Raw genomic sequence first — 16,114 nt, forward strand, 5'->3', positions numbered from 1 at the left:
GTTCACGAACCCCCACGCGCAAGGTCAACCAGTACCGGCCCTGAAACGCACGCAGGTTCGTGAGCGAACGCCGACGATGCCGGCGGCGCGAACTACACGGGCGATGCAGGTAGTGCGGGCGATGCAGGTAGTGCGGGCGATGCAGGTAGTGCGGGCGATGCAGGTAGTGCGGGCGATGCAGGTAGTGCGGGCGATGCAGGTAGTGCGGGCGATGCAGGTAGTGCGGGCGATGCAGGTAGTGCGGGCGATGCAGGTAGTGCGGGCGGTGCGGTCGACGTCGACGACGCCATCCAACCGATGACCGACATGCACTCAGCCGTCATCTCGACACTCCCCGACGAGCACCACCAGCGCGTCCTCGACGTCTGGGAGGACCTCGCCGACGAGTTCGACCTGAACCCGGCGGGCGAACTCCCGCCGCCGCACATCTCCTATCACGTCGCGGAACGCTACGACCCCGCGACCGTCGAATCACGGCTGCACTCCGTCGCCGCCGACACCGAGCCCTTCACCGTCCACACGGGCGGGGTCGGCGTGTTCACCGCCGCGCCCGTCGTCTACCTCCCGATCGCGCGGTCGCCAGCACTCGCCGGGCTCCACGACTCGCTGTGGAATCGCCTCACGGAGTTCGCCGAGCACGCCGACGACTACTACCATCCCGACCGGTGGTTCCCGCACGTCACGCTCGCGTACTACAGCCTCGAACGCGACCAGCTCGGGGACGTCGTCGAGTACCTCGGCGAACGCGAGTTCGCGTGGGAGATGGAGATAAACGACGTCGCGCACCTCGAAGCGACCGATGACGAGATGCACATCCGCTCGCGCGTCGAGTTCTGAGCGGGGGTCCGTCCTGTTGCGCCGATTCAGCCGTCAATCGTGAGCGCGGCGTATCGCTTCGCGACGTGGCGGTACGCGAACCAGCCGAGCGTCGCGAGGAGGAGGACGTCGGCGGCGAGGAGCGCACGCCCGACCCCGGAGTCGAGCGCGACGAGGCCGCCCATCCCGAACGCTGCGGCGAGGAACGCGATCGGGGTGTAGACGAGGACGGCGGCCTGCGTCGGTGCCTCGGTGTCGCCCGCTGCGGCCGCGCCCGAGGACGGGATGAGGAACCCGACCGCGGTGGAGAGGACGGCGCCGAACGCGGCGACGAGGACGCCCCACGTGACCGTCAGGGCCGTCGCGGTCGCGCCGAGCCCGGTCACGTACGCGAGCGGCGGCACGAGGACGAGGAGCGTCGGGAGGGCGGCGAGCACGCCGGCGAACGCGTAGCCGCGAGCGACGCTCGCGCCGGCGACGGGCGTCGTCAGGAGCGCCGGGAGCGCCTCCCCCTCGAGCGCGAGCGGGTTCAGCGTGAGCGTCAACCCCGCACTGACGCCCGCGAACCCGGCGACGAGCACGGGGAGCGCGCCCGCGATACCGGGCGGGTCCTGTATCAGGACGGCGGCGAGCATGAACGCGGGGACGACGAGCTGGAAGAGCGTCCGGGGGTTCCGGAGCATCCGGAGCCACGCTCGCGTCGCCACGGCGCGCGTCGGCCGACGCGTCACGGGTCGCGCGAGGTCGACGACCGCGACGACGACGCGACCGCCGCGCGTGGTCCCGGTGCCGCCGGTGTCGTCGCCGTCGAACCAGACGTTCCGCGCCGCACGCAACCCACTCCACGCGAGCAGCGGTATCGAGGCGACGCCGCCGACGAGCGCCACCGCCGCCAGGAGCGGGTCGCCGTCGCCGAACGCGAGGAGGAACGCGTCCGCGAGGAACGCCGGCGGGAGCGCCCGCGCCGCCGGTCCGAGGACGTCCGGGCGCAGGAGCGCGAGCACGACGAGCAGGAGAACGGGTACGAATATCGCTCGCGGATACCTCGCGAACCCGGGCGTCCGCCGCGCGAGCGGGTGCGCCGCGAGACCGGCCGCGAACCCGGCGACGACCGCGGTCCCGACGCCGACGAGCACCGTCGCCACTCCGAGAACGGTCGCCAGCACGGGCGCGCTCGCCGTCACCGCGACGCGCAGCACGCCTAATCCGACGAACGCGAGGAACACGAACGCCGACTCCACCGCTGTCACCGCGAGCACCCCGACGACCGTCGCCCGCAGCCCCGCACTCAGGACGAGTTCGGTGCCCGCGTCGACGTCGTCGAGCGACCGCGGCGCACTCATCGCGACCGTCGCCGCGACGAACGCCCACAGCCCCATCGCAGCCAACCGCGTCCCCGCGACCGACGGTGTCCCATCCGGCGCGAGCACGCCATCTCCACCGAAGAACCCCACCCAGGCGACGCCGAGCACGAGCGTGCGCGCCACCACCGTCCGCGGATGCGCCCGCAACCGTCGCAGCGTACACCGCAGGTCCACGCGAGCGATCGCCGCCGCGTCCCGCAGCCACCCTCGCCGTCGCTCAGGCACCGTCGCGCCCTCCCGGAGCATCGACCGTCGAAGCGTCGTCCGGCGTCGTCACGTCCATGAACGCCGACTCCAGCGTCCGCTCGCCGCCCGCCGCACGCGACTTCAACGAGTCCGGAGAGCCCTCCGCGACGAGCTCGCCGTCGAAGAGCACGCCCACCTCGTCCGCGAGCTCGTCGACGACCGACAGCACGTGCGTCGACAGGAACACCGTCATGTCCTGCGCCGCCAGGTCCGCGATGGTCTCCCGCATCGTCCGCGCCGCCCGCGGGTCCAGGCCGCTCGTCGGCTCGTCGAAGAACACCACCTCGGGCTCGTGCAGCACCGACTGGATGACGCCGAGCTTCTGGCGCATCCCCGTCGAGTACCCGCCGACGCGCCGGTCCGCCGCGTCCGCCAGGTCGAAGCGCGAAAGGAGCGCGTCCACGCGCTCGCCGGCGACGTCCTCGGGCAGGTCACGCAACCCGGCGACGTACGACAACTGCTCGCGCCCCGTCAACTCGTCGTACACCGGCGGTTCCTCCGGCAGATACCCGAGGTGCTCGGTCACCGCCGCGCGGTCCGTGACTGGCTCGCCCGCAACCGTCGCCGACCCCGACGTCGGCGTCGTCAACGTCGTCAACATCCGCATCGTCGTCGTCTTCCCCGCGCCGTTCGGCCCCAGGAACCCGTAGACGGTCCCGCGCGCCACCGAAAGCGAGACGTCCCTGACCGCAACCGTCTCCCCGTAGCGCTTCCCGAGGCCGTCCGCGTCGATGGCGAGGTCGGTCACTACCAGAGCGCTAGCCACCACGACGCCTTGAACCTCCCGTCCAAGTCACTCGCACAGTTCGCCATCGATGCTCGCTCGCGCCGCTCCGCCAGAGTCCCTGGACGCACCGAACCACCCGAGGGTCGGTCCACGACGGCGAGAACAATCACAAGTGAATTAAACCAGGTCTTCTAATCCGCCTACACATGGCAGTCAGCACTGTGGGCCTCGGAATCGGGGTGGCCCTCACGGTCATCGCCGTCGTCCTGCACTACGCTCGCGGGACCGGCTGGACCGCGAACGAGGACATCTCCCAGGAGGTCCTCGAACACCGCGCCGAGACCGTGCCCGAGACGGACTTCCCGGAGCCGATGAACCGCTCCATCGGCGGTGGCGGCGTCGCCGCCATCGGTGGCGGCGGCGAAGCCGGCGGGGAACTCGCAGAAGGCGAGGCCGAAGAGGACACCTCGAGTCCCGGCGACATCCCCGAGGACGAGATCGAGTACTTCGACATCGAGTACACGAAGGAAGGCGAGACCATCGAGGTCGCGAACAACGAGACGCTCCTGGAGGCCGGCGAGGACGAGGGCTGGGACCTTCCCTACGCCTGCCGACAGGGCCAGTGCGTCTCCTGCGCCGGCCACATCGACGGCGGCGACTCGCGGGACTTCGTCGAGCACGACAACCAGGAGATGCTCGACGACCCCGAACTCGAGGACGGCTACGTCCTCACCTGCGTCGCCTACCCGCGCGACTCCTTCACGCTCGAAACGAACGAAACGCCCTGACGCACGCGACGGACGCACTCGCCGCTCCCGATTCTTCTCGCCGATCACTCTCCGCTCTCTGTTGGGCTCTCCGTCGAGGGCCGCTACAGTCCCGTCACTTCGGTGAACTCGGCGTCGACGGGCAGTCCGGTCACGACGAGTGCCGCGAGCGCGGTCATCGCGACGGCGAGCACTAGCAGGAGCTTCCGTCCGTTCGCCGACCCGTCCCACGTCCTGGCGCGATACCAGAGGACCACTGCGGTGAACGGCGCGGCGAACGGGAACAGGTACGACACGACGCTCAACAGGAGGTACCCCGCAAGGGCGCCGGCCTCGCCACCGACCCGATACGCTCCGAAAGCTGACATAGGTCGCGGTGCGTCGTCGGTGCCCTAATGCCTTCTGCTCGACCGTTCCTTTCGTCGCCGCACGGTCGTATCAACAGGTTCAAGCGTTCCACTTTCGTTTCGAAACGTAGTGAGCTCCTCCAGCGACGACACCATCACGGAGGGCGGGCTCGTCCGACCGATGATCCGGTTGGCGTGGCCCATCGTCACCATCCAGCTCCTCCAGGTCGCGTACAACGTCGCCGACACGTTCTGGCTCGGGCGGTTCAGCGCCGACGCCGTCGGCGCGATGAGCATCGGGTTCCCCATCATCTTCCTCCTCATCAGCGTCGCCGGCGGATTCACCGCCGCCGGCGCCATCCTCGTCGCCCAGTACACGGGCGCCGACAGCGAAGGCTCCGCCGGCACCGTCGCCGGCCAGACGCTCGGGTTCGTCACGCTGCTGGCGCTCGCACTCTCCGCACTCGGCTACCTCTTCACGGGCGACCTCCTCGCGCTCCTCCCCAGCCAAGCCGACACCACCGCCCAGGTCATCCCGCTCGCCGCCGCCTACATGGAGGTGTTCTTCCTCGGCCTCCCGTTCCTCTTCGGGTTCTTCGTGTTCTCCGCACTCATGCGCGGGTACGGCGACACCCAGACGCCGATGCGCGTCATGTTCCTCTCCGTCGCCCTCAACGTCGTCCTCGACCCCATCCTCATCTTCGGCTGGCAAGCCGCCGCCATCCCCCAGCTCGGCATCCGCGGCGCCGCCCTCGCCACCATCATCTCCCGGGGCGCCGCCAGCGTCCTCGGCATCTACATCCTCTTCTTCACGCACAAGGGCCCCGACGTCGCAATCAGCGACCTCCGCCTCGAACTCGAGCACGTCACCGAGATCGTCCGCATCGGCGTCCCCAGCGCGCTCGAACAATCCGCGAGCGCCGCCGCGATGCTCACCCTCACCGCGATGGTCGTCACGTTCGCGCCCGCCGTCGTCGCCGCGTACGGCCTCGGGAACCGCCTCGTCTCCGTCATCTTCCTCCCCGCCATGGGCCTCGGCAGAGCGACGAACACCATGGTCGGCCAGAACCTCGGCGCCGACCAAGCCGACCGCGCCGAACGCGCCGTCTGGATCGCCGCCAAAGCAAGCGCCGGCGTCATGGTCGTCGCCGCCATCGTCGCCGCCGTCTTCCCCGAACCCATCGTCGGCGTCTTCATGGCCACCGGCACCGACAAAGCCGCCGAAACCGTCGCTCTCGGCTCCAACTACCTCCGCATCAGGAGCGTCGAATTCGCGTTCATCGGCGTCCTCCAAGTCCTCCTCGGCGCGTTCCGCGGCGCCGGCGACACCAAAACGGCGATGGGCTTCAGTATCGTCGCGCTCTGGCTCGGCCGCGTCCCCACCGTCGCCTACCTCGCCCTCGGCGTCATCACCCTCGGCCCACTCACCATCCCACTCCTCGACATCAGCCTCGGCCCACTCGTCATCCAAGCGCTCGACATGGGCCCCGAAGGCATCTGGATCGGGATGGCCATGGGGAACATCCTCGGCGCCATCGCCGCCGCCGCCTACTTCACCCGCGGCACCTGGAAATCCACCGTCATCGACGACACCCCCACCGCAACCACCGACGGCGGCGACCAATAACAGACGCACCACCACTGGAAGCACCCGCCACGAACGCAACCGTTCCACAATCCACCACGAAACCCAATAGCGAGGGCCCGTAGCACAGTGGACAGAGTGCGTGGTTCCGGACCACGATGTCGCGGGATTTGAATCAGGGAGCGAAACGAGCGGAGCGAGTGGAGTGACCGTGGTTCAAATCCTGTCAGAGCAAACTCTGACATACTCCCCTTCGCTCGCTAGTGCTCGCTCATGGGAGTCCCGTCGGGTCCACTCGTCTATCGCCTGCCACCAACCGATCCGACAGCCAGACCGCACACCGCTTCACAACCGTTATAGCACCAGGTGGGTAATGCACATTCGAGGGCCCGTAGCTCAGTGGACAGAGTGCGTGGTTCCGGACCACGATGTCGCGGGTTCAAATCCCGTCGGGTCCGTTTCTGGCGACGCAACACGACGAGCGCAGCGAGGAGTCTGGGTCGCCAGAAACGACAAACGAGGGAATTGAATGCCTGCCAGACGCGCAGCGAACGGAGTGAGCGAGCACGTCTGGCTTCGGGTTCAAATCCCGTCGGGTCCGTTCGATGTTCCTGCGGAACATCTCGCTACCCCGACGTAGTTCCACTCGCTCCCTGCTCACGGCTTCGCCGTTCGTATTCGCGGGACTCGCTTCGCTCGCTCCGCGTGCCGCTCGCTCGCGGGACTCCCGTCGGGTCTGCTTCTCGCGACGCAAGACGACGAGTGTAGCGAGGTGGTTGCGCCCCGTCGATCGGCAATTGCGGTGTTCGAGCTGGAGGCGGGGACGGGTGTCGCGAGTGGTGTGACGGTGGGTCGACGTCGTTGGGGCCGTCTCTGGCGGCGCTGCCGCGGGTCGCGTCGGCGCGTTCGCGCGGTTGAGGCTATACCGACTGTGATATCGTAATCAAATAAATAAAGGGGTGAGTAAATTTATAAGATTTGCATCTAATCTACAGGTACCTGTGATTGAAATGGTTTCACGCACCGTGGAGTTGTATAGCGACGGAACCGACTACGTGGTCGACCGGATCTTCGTCCCCTACGGGACTCAGATAGCGTTCGCAACCTACGCGTTCGTCTTCTTCTACTACGGGATGCTGAAGATACAGGCGTTCCTCACCGGGATGACCACGCCAGTGAAAGGCGAGGTCGCGCACTTCGTCACCGCTCTCGGACTGCCGGAGATTGGCGTCAGCGTCGGCCTCGCGATGCTCAGCATCGGTCTCTACGAGGCGCTGTTGGGTCTCCTGTTCGTCTTCAGACGCCTTCGACTGGCTATCCCGCTGTTCCTCAGTCACCAGTTCGTCACGTTCCTTTCGCTCGTCGTCGCGAGAGACTTCTACTTCCAGGACCCGTTCCTCTTCGGGGTCCCGTGGCTGTTCGACTCGTTCGCCGCGTACATCCTCAAGAACACCATCTTCGTCGGTGGGTTCGTCGTCCTCGCCGCGCTGGAACTCGGCGATAGGACGCCCGAGACGGTTCTCGAGTGATTCGGCCGCCGGTGGCGGGGCCGTCAGACGGGTCTCGCATCGACCGCGACGCGGTACTCGAATAGAACTGGAGGCGGTCACGGTGCGTGCGCGGACCTATCGATTGCTTCTCGGTCGCCGTCCGGATGTCACGCGACCTGATAGTCGTCGATGCGGTGGACGGCCCACCGGTACGCTACCGGCACCGCTACTGCGACCGTCGCGGCGAGCACCCATCCGACGGTCGCCAGCGTCTCGGCGCTGGGGTCGACGCCGAACGGTAGATACCGACCGGCGAGCACGGACCCGAGGGTCCGAGCCGGCTCGCTGACGCCGACGGCGACGCCGGCTACCGCGAGCGTGAGCGCGATAGAGAACACGCCGTACGCGACCTTGCTCGGTGGGACCATCCGTCTGTGGTCGGAGACAGTCAGCGACTCGAACCGGGGGAAGACGGCGCCGATACCGGCTGCGAGGACTGCGGCGGCGACGACCGCGCCCACGCCAGCGCCTGCTACGGCGACCACCTCGTGAGCGGGGAGGCCTGCAGCGATGCCGACGACGGCAGCCACGGCGGCGGTCGCGGGCGCTACCGGTGCCGCGGCGGCGAGGACGGTCCCGCGTACTATCTTCGCGCCGTCGGCGCGGGCGGTCAGCACGGTCGGGAGCATCTGTCCGAGGTCGCCGATGGGGTTCAGCGGGAGGACGGCGCCCGCGGCCCACGCCCCGTACCAGACGACGAACCAGGCGGCGTACCAGGGGACGTCTCCGGTGCGGACGATGCGAGCGGCGAGCGGTATCGCGGCAATCAGCGGGACGACAGCGAAGAGCAACTGGAACGGCTCGCGGTAGACGCGTCGGAGTCGCGTGATTGCGACCGTTCGGGATTCGGGCGCGAAACCGGCGGTCGCGAAGGCGGCGTCCAGGCGGTCCTCGGACGCTGCTGTCTCGACGTCGGTGGTTTCGTCGTCGTCTTCGGGAGTCCCGCTCGCCTCCCAAGCGAACCGGGCGGCGGGCACCGCCAGGACGGCGCCGACGGCGCCGACGGCGCTGGCGGCGACGAGCGCGGTCACTGCAGCGGTGACGGACGCGTCCGCGCCGGTCGTCGTGAGCAGCGCGAGGTCACTGAGCGACCCGAGGGGTGGGGCCTCCAGGAGCGGTCCGAGTTCGTCGACGACGGCGGTTATCTCCCCGGTGACGATGAGGACGACGTACCCGCCGGCGGCGACGAGGGCGAGCAGTGGTTTCAGGCTCGATAGGACCGGGGACCGTCGGATGGCGCCTTTCGCTGCGAGACCCAGGGCGTAGCCCGCGGGGATGGCGGAGGCGAGAATGGCGACGCTCGCCAGCGCGCTCCCGACGACCGGGAGCGGCGTGCCGAGGCCGAGGCAGATGCCGGCGGTGGTGCCGGCGACGGGGACGGCGACGAACAGCGTCGACTTCGTCGCCGTCGACAGCAGTCGTGCGGCGACCAGGTCGACGGTGGGGCGGATGGTGAGGTAGTACCCGTCGTTCGCCAGATCGCCGTTGGACCCGACGGCTTCTATCGTCGCGACGGCGGCCATCGCCAGCCAGAGTGCGCTCCAGCCGTAAACGAGGCCGGTCGTCGAGAGCCACGATCCCTCGCCGTTCGCGTACGAGGTGCCGACTGACGTTCCGACGTCGTAGGTCACCCACGCGCCCGTGACGAGGCCGGCGAGCGCCACCAGTCCGAACAGGACGAGGAAGTCCTGGTCGGTGACGCGCCTGAACTCCCGGCGGACGTCGGTGACGGCGAGTTCGCGGCTCCGCGAGAGCGAGAGGTGCTGGAGGTCGCCGACCGACCCGTCCTTCGAGGCGTCACTCACGGTGGGTCACCTCACGTCCTCGGAGCCGGCGGTCGCCACTTCGCGGTCGCTCCGGGCGGTCCGCTCGTCCGCGTCACCGGTTACCTGCAGGAACACGTCCTCGAGGTCGCCGTGTGCGCCGTCCTCTTTTCGGGCTTTCAGCTCTTCGGGGGAGCCTTCCGCGACGAGCACGCCGTCGTCGATGACGCCCACGCTGTCGGCGAGTTCCTCGACGACGTCGAGGATGTGCGTCGAGAGGAAGACGGTGACGTCGCGAGTCGTCATCTCCGCGACGGTGTCCCGAACCGTCCGCGCGGCACGGGGGTCCAGGCCGCTCGTCGGTTCGTCGAACAGCACGACGTCGGGGTCGTGGAGGACGGCCCCGATGAGACCCAGTTTCTTCCGCATGCCCGTCGAGTAGGAGGCGACGCGACGGTCGGCCGCGGACTGGAGGTCGAACCGTTCGAGGTGGTCGCGTACGCGTTCGGTACGCGTCTCGTCGTCGAGTCCGTGGAGGCGGGCGACGTGGTGCAACTGCTCGCGGCCGGTGAGTTCCTCGAACACCGGGGGGTCAGTCGGCAGGTACCCTATCTTCGGTGCGAGGGCGGGTCGGTCGGCGACCGGGACGTCGGCGACGGTCGCGGTCCCCGACGTGGGTGCCGTCAGGGACGTCAGGAGTCGCATCGTCGTGGTCTTCCCGGCGCCGTTCGGGCCGAGGAATCCGTAGATACTCCCTTCGGGTACCTGTAGGGTGAGGTCCTCGACGGCGAGTTCGTCGTCGAACTGCTTCGTGAGGCCGTCGGTCTCTATCGCGAGGTCGGTCATCCCGACGCAGCCACCTCGGGGGCGTCCTCGGGCACCGGTTCCGTGGGTGCGTTGTCGGGTCGCGGCGGCGACGGTCGATTTTCCCGGATGAACATCGTATCGAATAAAACGAATGGCTCCCTCTAAAACTATCGGTTACTTCCGTTACTTCCGGGACGACCGACGCTGGATGCGACGTGGTCGACCCGGTTGCCAGTCCTCGATTGGGCGACTTCGCCAGCTCGGCGCGGGCGCGCCGGCGGCGTGGGGTCGCGCCGTCGGACAGATATCTGATGTATCGACAAATTTTTCAATACCCGAACGGTCTGCATGATTATGGAACGTAGCCGGCACGGAGTTCGACGACTCCTCGATTCGCGAGACGGGGGCGTGCTCTCTCGCTCCGACCGCTCGGAGACGAGCGAGTCGTCGCGCACCGTCAAGACGGGGACGACCGCGATCGGGGTCAGCGCCGCCGACGGAGTCGTCCTGGCGACGGACAAGCGAGCGTCGCTCGGCGGCGAGTTCGTCGCGAACAAGAACGTCCAGAAGGTTCTGCAGGTGCATCCGCGGGCGGCGATGACGCTCGTCGGGTCCGTCGGCGACGCGCAGTCGTTCACGAAACTCATGCAGGCGGAGACGAAGTACTTCGAACTCCGCCGCGGGGACCCCCTGGACATCGCGGCCCTCCAGCGGTTCGTCGCGAAGATGATTCGCGAGGTCGGCGGTCGCCGCATTCACCCGCTCGTCGCCGGTATCGACGAGGACGGCCCGCGACTGGCGTCGGTCGACGGCGCTGGCGGGCTGCTCACTGACGACTTCATCGCGACGGGGTCGGGGATGGAACTCGCGTACGGCGTCCTGGAGGACCAGTACGAGGAGGGCCTCTCGATGTCTGCGGCGACGGACCTCGCTGTGGAGACGGTCCGGTCGGCGGTCGAGCGCGACACGGCGTCCGGCAACGGCCTCCACGTGGCGACCATCACGAACGACGGCGTGGACGTCACCGGCTACGACGCGTTCGAGAACGCTCCCTGAAACGCCGACGGACCTGTCGGCAGACGATACAGTTCTGGTGGTGGAGACAGCGCCACAACGGCTCGTTCCTCGGTGTAGGGACCGTCGAATCCGTTTCTATACTGCAGCCCGAGGATAGATTCTAATGTATTCTATACAGATACAAAATATTTATCAATGCAGGACAAAAAGGCGGAGTCATCGATAATGGCACCTGGACGTCGAGCGCAGTTTGCGGCGGGAATCGTAACGCTCCTCGTAGTCTTCAGCGCCGTCGGTGTCGGTGTCGGTGTGGCCAGTCCGACCGACGGCGCCACCGGACCGGCAGAAGTCGCACTCACGACCCACGACGTCGACGGGTCGACGGCCGGGGCCGCGTTCCCGGCCGCTGAACGGTCGACGCTCCCGGAACACGCCTCGCCGGCCGGCGACGGTGAGCAACTCACGCTCCTCAGTGGCCAGACCGTCACCGCCGTCCAGTCCAACGGCGAGACTGGGTATCGAACCACCGACGACGCGGCCCTGCGGCGGGTTGAGACGGCCGACGGCACCTACGTGCTCCCGGCTGGCGTCGACCTCGAGCGGTTCTCGCCCGCGCTGTTCGACGTCGACTACCTCTTCCGGAACGGCTACGACGACGCGGAATCGACGCGCGTGGTCGTCAGCCTCGACGCCGACTTCGACAGCGGTCAGCACCGCGCGTGGGCCGCCCAGATGGGGCTTCGATTCCACCACCGCCTCGAGGACAGCGACGCCATCGTCGCGTCCGTGCCGGCGTCCGACGACGGCGAAGCGTTCCGGAACCTTCGAACGTCGCCGGTCGTCGAGTACGTCTCGCTGGACACGGGACCGGCGAGCGACGCCCGGACGACGCAGTCGACCGACGACGGCGACGCCGCGGCCGCGGGCGACGAGCCCGTCGTCGCGGTCATCGACACCGGCGTCGACGAGACGCACCCCGACCTCGACGACGGTGCGGAAGTCCTCGAGAAGGACTACACCGAGACCGGGGGCGAGGCGACCGACGTCAGCGGCCACGGCACGCACGTAGCCGGCGTCATGCTCGGGAGCGGCGACGCAAGCGACGGCCGTCACGCCGGCGTGGCCAGCGACGCGAAGTACATGGACTTGAAGGTCGCGAACACGGCCGGCGGCGGCAAGCTATCCGACGTCCTCTCGGCCATCGAGTTCGCCTCGAAGAACGGCGCGGACGTCATCTACGTCGGCGTCGACGTCGACGCGGACCGCCGCCAGGTCCGGACGCTCGTCGAGCCAGCCGTCGACGCCGCGGTCGAGCGCGGGTCGCTCGTCGTTGCGCCAGTCGGCGGGAAGCCGGTCCCGAAGACCTCGCCGGACAGTGGCGTCCGAGAGTTCTGGTCGGCGTCCCACGGCATCGGCGCCGCCCCGGGCGTACTCACGGTCGGCACTACGACCCCGCAGGGGGACGTCGCGGCGTTCTCGGAGCGCGGCCCGACCGCCTCGGCGCACCTGGCGCCAGACGTTGTCGCACCTGGGTTCTACGTCCGCGGCGCGGCGTCCGATGACCGAATCGGCGCCGACGAAGTCGAATCAGACTACACCACGAAGACCGGGACGTCGGTCAGCGCCGCCCTGGTCGGCGGCCACGCCGCGGCCCTGCTCTCGGAGCGTGCCGACCTCCAGCCGAGCGACGTCGAGTCGCTCCTGGTGTCGACCGCGGACCCGCTCGAGGGACGCAACGTCTACGAGCATGGCGGCGGGAGCGTCGACGCGAGTCACGCCGCGAACACGACCCTCTACGTCTCCCCGGGAACTATCAGCTTCGGCGCTCGCGAGTCCGGGACGACGCTCTCTCGCGTCGTCACCATCGAGAACACCGGTGACGACGCTCGCACCGTGTCGCTCGACGCCACCGCGGTCGAGATAGCCGACGACCGAGCCGGCGCGGTCGAACTCAATCGCTCGACGGTGACCGTTCCCGCCGGCGACAGCGCGGCGGTCCGCCTCACGGTCGAAACCGGGAGCGACGGCGGCGTGTACGCCGGCCGCCTGACCGTCACTCCGGAACGCGGCGACTCGCTGTCGACGAGCTTCGGGTACGCTCGCTCGCACACGCTCCGCGTGAACAAGACCGCTGGTGGTGACGCACAGGACGTCGCGTCCGACCCGCTGCTGGTCACCTCGAACGTCCCCGAGTACGAGCGGTCGCGACTCACGTCGCTGAACGACTCGACGATGACGTACCGGACGTTCGGGAACGACGTCACCGTCGGGAGCATCGGCAGCGACGAGCGGACGGGCGAGATGGTGATGGTGGCGAAGACCGTCGACGTCGACGGCGACGGGACGGTCGTCCTGAACGAGAGCGACACCGTCCGGTACGAGATAGACGCCGGCGCGCTCGAAGAGACCGCCGGCAACCAGATGGCGCTGTACTCGGAGGGCGTGATCCAGCGCCGGTTCGCCGGGGACGGCAAGTCGACGCTGTTCGAACTCCGGTCGGTGCGCGCGCGCCAGCAGAGCGTGCGGTTCAGTCAGTCACCCGAGTTCAACGCCAGCGTCGCGGCGACGCTCGTCCCGCGGTCGTCGGTGAGTCGGAGCTCCGAGAACTTCGACGCACCGGACGTCTACCTCCTGCACTACGCGACGGTCGGCGTCGACGGTCCGGAGACGTTCACGGCCGAACCCGGTCGACTGGCGGAGATCGACGTGACGTACTACCGGAACGGCCGTGGGAGTTCCTACAGCGTCATTCCCTACGTGCAGACGGTGACGTGGCGAGAGGGCGGGAGCCTCGGTATCCCGCTCCGAATCGGTGACCGCGTCCGACAGACCGTGCATGTGACGCCGCAGACGGCCGCCTACGGGTTCGGCGCGTACGGTGGCGGCGAGGAGCGCCAGTGGGGTGGCTGGGCGAACCCGCAGGTGCCTCGCGCCGATAGCTCTCGAATCGTCACGGTCAACGTCCACCCGACGACGGGTCGGCTCCTCAAGTGGCGGCTCCAGGACGGCCGGTTCACGACGAAGGCCGCCCAGAAGAAGGACCTGAGTCACGAAGTCCTCCGGGACTTCGGGCCGGAGCCGAACACGTTCGTCGTCGACATCGGGAACGATAGCGCGCGAGTGTTCGACTCGCAGGGTCCGGGTGCGGTCGTGAAGGCACCGCTTCCAGTGGCCGAGGGCGAATCGGTCACGCTGTACACTATCGGCCGGAACCCGTCCCAGAACCGGTCGACGATGACGCAGTCGGTCTACCACGGGACTTACGAGCCCGGGACCGACACTCAGCCGCCGCGTCTCGACGTGTACTGGCTCGAGAACCTGACCGTCTACAATACCGTTCCACGCGGTGAGGCCACCGTCCGCCTGAAAGTCAAGGAGGACAGCAACGTCACCGTGTTGGGCGCCATCGGGAAGTTCGACGTGGCGACCGTCTCCGGTGACGAACCGAAGGAGGTCGTCCAGCGGGCGCTCGAGAACGACGACTACGAGGCGCTACTGAGCGCGTTCGTGGAGGGGTCGGTCGCGCCGGACGCGGTCTCGAAGGTCGGCCCGCAGACGTACGAGGTGACTGCCGACACGTCCTCGTTCAGCGAGGGTGATAGGCTCGACGTTCGCGTGCTCGCGGTCGACGAGTCGGGGAACCTCATGATGGTCACGTCGGAGAACGCGACGGTCATCGGTGACGGGCCCGCCGGTCCCGGGGAGGGCGCCTACAAATCCGAGGAAGGCATCACGGTACCTACGACTACGGAGGCGACGACCACGTCTTCGACGACGGCCGCACCCACGACCGCGACGGCGACGGAGACGCCCTCGACGAGTGCGCCGACGAGGACGACGAAGACGACCGCTGCGAGCGATGGATCGCCGGGGTTCTCGGGGCTCGTTGCGGTGCTCGCGGTGGTCGCCGCCGTGGCGCTCGGTCTCCGGAAGCGCGACTGACGGCAGAGGGCGGCGTAGCATCCGCCCGACGCCCGTGGCAGTCGTCGTCTGTGCCGCGAACTGATACGCCCCTTGCGTCGGCTGGTCCCGTCGGCGCGGACCGCTTCCGTGTGGTCGAAACCCGAACAACTCACGCCCCTCGATAACGGGAACCAAAACTCAGAACGGGTACAATATAATAGAATTGTAACGTGCGCATCTCTCGTATCGTATAGTTCGATACTAACTGCTTACATCTCGATTCTCCGGTTACTATCGCAGGATAGCGTCCCGACAACTGGGTGAGCGGACCCATTGACTTCGATGTTTCTGACTGTAGTATGAATTAATTTTATATAGCCACATGACAATGCTGGTGAATACGTATGCAAAAGCATACTGAGGTCCTGGAGCAAGGGACCGCTATCAACGGTTCGACCCGCCGAGTTGCACCGCCAGTTATCGAGCTCACCCAGCAGGACGTCGCGGACGCGTCCATCGAGGGACTCGACGGCAGTCTCGTGGTCCTCTACGGGAAATCCGACTCTCCCGCTATCGACCTGTTCGACTCGGGTACCGACGTCGAGGCGTTCCAGAGCTGGCTGGAGTCCGAACTCTCCGCCGACGCCGACAGCCACGGCGACGACGTGCAGGCGACCGCGGAGCTGTCCTACTGTGGACGTACCGTCACCGACGACCTGACCCTCGCTGCGGGCGACACCTGCGGCGTCGCCGTCACCAGCTTCAACGGCGGGGACCTCGACGAGTCCGGGTTCAAGATCGAGGAGGACGTCGTCGACAGCGACGCCGACGTCGAATACCGACTCATCGTCGTGCCGCCGACCCTCGACGAGGGCGAGCAGGACGCGATGGATACCATCCCGGAGTACGCGGACGGCAGTTCCGTCCGCCTCGCCGGCGAGTCCGAGGTCTGTGGGACGCTGCTGGCCGCCGGCGCGTTCGTCGTCTCGGCAGGTGCCGGGTACGCGGTCACCTCGCGCGTCAACAGTATGTCCGAAGGGCTGGTCGAGGCCTCGAACGCCGAAGACGTCGACGCGGACGCCTCGGTCGACGAACTCATCGACGCACAGAGCTGAACGCGGACGAGGTGGTCGACGTGACCAGCCGACAACGCCTTTTTTGACGCGATTCGGTCCTCACCGAACGACGGTCACGACGCCGTCCTCGGCGTGCACGCCCGTCG

At 67.9% G+C, this 16,114-nt stretch carries 13 protein-coding genes and 1 tRNA gene; 9 read left to right on the forward strand and 5 right to left on the reverse strand.

Annotated features, from left to right (window positions below; genetic code table 11):
* Positions 1-103 precede the first annotated feature (103 nt).
* Complete coding sequence (locus ACZ48X_RS15255; protein ID WP_464379818.1) at positions 104-301, forward strand: hypothetical protein; 198 nt, start codon at positions 104-106, stop codon at positions 299-301.
* A complete protein-coding gene (locus ACZ48X_RS15260; protein ID WP_464379819.1) occupies positions 298-837 on the forward strand; it encodes a 2'-5' RNA ligase family protein in 540 nt (179 codons plus the stop codon). The genes ACZ48X_RS15255 and ACZ48X_RS15260 overlap by 4 nt, the downstream gene beginning before the upstream one ends.
* 26 nt (positions 838-863) lie before the next feature.
* On the opposite strand, the gene ACZ48X_RS15265 is transcribed toward ACZ48X_RS15260, so the two are convergent.
* Both ACZ48X_RS15265 and ACZ48X_RS15270 read right to left on the reverse strand, forming a co-directional pair.
* Positions 864-2,405 (reverse strand): hypothetical protein, encoded by a 1,542-nt coding sequence (locus ACZ48X_RS15265; protein ID WP_336348891.1) that lies wholly within the window; start codon positions 2,403-2,405, stop codon positions 864-866.
* On the reverse strand, positions 2,398-3,174 hold the full coding sequence (locus ACZ48X_RS15270; protein WP_336348890.1) for an ABC transporter ATP-binding protein: 777 nt from the start codon (positions 3,172-3,174) through the stop codon (positions 2,398-2,400). Before ACZ48X_RS15270 ends, ACZ48X_RS15265 begins: the two co-directional genes overlap by 8 nt.
* Before the next feature lie 185 nt (positions 3,175-3,359).
* Here ACZ48X_RS15270 and ACZ48X_RS15275 point away from each other — a divergent pair, with 185 nt between their 5' ends.
* Entirely contained in the window at positions 3,360-3,941 is a 582-nt protein-coding gene (locus tag ACZ48X_RS15275) for a 2Fe-2S iron-sulfur cluster-binding protein (RefSeq protein WP_336348889.1), read from the forward strand.
* A gap of 83 nt (positions 3,942-4,024) precedes the next feature.
* Here the strand turns inward: ACZ48X_RS15275 and ACZ48X_RS15280 are convergent, their stop codons facing one another.
* Positions 4,025-4,288: a hypothetical protein gene (locus tag ACZ48X_RS15280; RefSeq protein ID WP_336348888.1), complete on the reverse strand. Its 264-nt coding sequence runs from the start codon at positions 4,286-4,288 to the stop codon at positions 4,025-4,027.
* Between the two features lie 160 nt (positions 4,289-4,448).
* Here ACZ48X_RS15280 and ACZ48X_RS15285 point away from each other — a divergent pair, with 160 nt between their 5' ends.
* The 3 genes from ACZ48X_RS15285 to ACZ48X_RS15295 all read left to right on the forward strand — a co-directional run bounded on the left by ACZ48X_RS15285 (position 4,449) and on the right by ACZ48X_RS15295 (position 7,381).
* Positions 4,449-5,894, forward strand: coding sequence for an MATE family efflux transporter (locus tag ACZ48X_RS15285; RefSeq protein ID WP_379762001.1), 1,446 nt, complete (start codon positions 4,449-4,451; stop codon positions 5,892-5,894).
* A gap of 343 nt (positions 5,895-6,237) precedes the next feature.
* A tRNA-Arg gene (locus tag ACZ48X_RS15290) sits at positions 6,238-6,310 on the forward strand.
* A gap of 552 nt (positions 6,311-6,862) precedes the next feature.
* Positions 6,863-7,381, forward strand: coding sequence for a hypothetical protein (locus ACZ48X_RS15295; protein WP_336348886.1), 519 nt, complete (start codon positions 6,863-6,865; stop codon positions 7,379-7,381).
* A 128-nt stretch (positions 7,382-7,509) separates the two neighbouring features.
* On the opposite strand, the gene ACZ48X_RS15300 is transcribed toward ACZ48X_RS15295, so the two are convergent.
* On the reverse strand, positions 7,510-9,207 hold the full coding sequence (locus ACZ48X_RS15300; protein WP_336348885.1) for a hypothetical protein: 1,698 nt from the start codon (positions 9,205-9,207) through the stop codon (positions 7,510-7,512).
* Positions 9,208-9,213: 6 nt separating this feature from the next.
* Positions 9,214-10,011, reverse strand: a complete 798-nt coding sequence (locus tag ACZ48X_RS15305; RefSeq protein ID WP_336348884.1) for an ABC transporter ATP-binding protein — start codon at positions 10,009-10,011, stop codon at positions 9,214-9,216.
* A 315-nt stretch (positions 10,012-10,326) separates the two neighbouring features.
* Here ACZ48X_RS15305 and ACZ48X_RS15310 point away from each other — a divergent pair, with 315 nt between their 5' ends.
* From ACZ48X_RS15310 to ACZ48X_RS15320, 3 genes are all read left to right on the forward strand, one after another.
* Positions 10,327-11,028, forward strand: a complete 702-nt coding sequence (locus ACZ48X_RS15310) for an Ntn hydrolase family protein (RefSeq protein ID WP_336348883.1) — start codon at positions 10,327-10,329, stop codon at positions 11,026-11,028.
* Positions 11,029-11,298: 270 nt separating this feature from the next.
* Complete coding sequence (locus ACZ48X_RS15315; RefSeq protein ID WP_336348882.1) at positions 11,299-14,931, forward strand: S8 family serine peptidase; 3,633 nt, start codon at positions 11,299-11,301, stop codon at positions 14,929-14,931.
* Positions 14,932-15,296: 365 nt separating this feature from the next.
* On the forward strand, positions 15,297-16,007 hold the full coding sequence (locus ACZ48X_RS15320; protein ID WP_336348881.1) for a hypothetical protein: 711 nt from the start codon (positions 15,297-15,299) through the stop codon (positions 16,005-16,007).
* Positions 16,008-16,114 lie beyond the last annotated feature (107 nt).

Source organism: Halorubellus litoreus, from assembly GCF_055378595.1.

Excerpts from the sequence above, each read along its gene's own strand:
- ACZ48X_RS15310 (WP_336348883.1), top strand. The coding sequence starts at position 10,327 with ATGGAACGTAGCCGGCACGGAGTTCGACGACTCCTCGATTCGCGAGAC.
- ACZ48X_RS15260 (WP_464379819.1), top strand. The coding sequence starts at position 298 with ATGACCGACATGCACTCAGCCGTCATCTCGACACTCCCCGACGAGCAC.
- ACZ48X_RS15320 (WP_336348881.1), top strand. The coding sequence starts at position 15,297 with ATGCAAAAGCATACTGAGGTCCTGGAGCAAGGGACCGCTATCAACGGT.
- ACZ48X_RS15255 (WP_464379818.1), top strand. The coding sequence starts at position 104 with ATGCAGGTAGTGCGGGCGATGCAGGTAGTGCGGGCGATGCAGGTAGTG.
- ACZ48X_RS15295 (WP_336348886.1), top strand. The coding sequence starts at position 6,863 with ATGGTTTCACGCACCGTGGAGTTGTATAGCGACGGAACCGACTACGTG.
- ACZ48X_RS15305 (WP_336348884.1), bottom strand. The coding sequence starts at position 10,011 with ATGACCGACCTCGCGATAGAGACCGACGGCCTCACGAAGCAGTTCGAC.
- ACZ48X_RS15280 (WP_336348888.1), bottom strand. The coding sequence starts at position 4,288 with ATGTCAGCTTTCGGAGCGTATCGGGTCGGTGGCGAGGCCGGCGCCCTT.
- ACZ48X_RS15275 (WP_336348889.1), top strand. The coding sequence starts at position 3,360 with ATGGCAGTCAGCACTGTGGGCCTCGGAATCGGGGTGGCCCTCACGGTC.
- ACZ48X_RS15285 (WP_379762001.1), top strand. The coding sequence starts at position 4,449 with ATGATCCGGTTGGCGTGGCCCATCGTCACCATCCAGCTCCTCCAGGTC.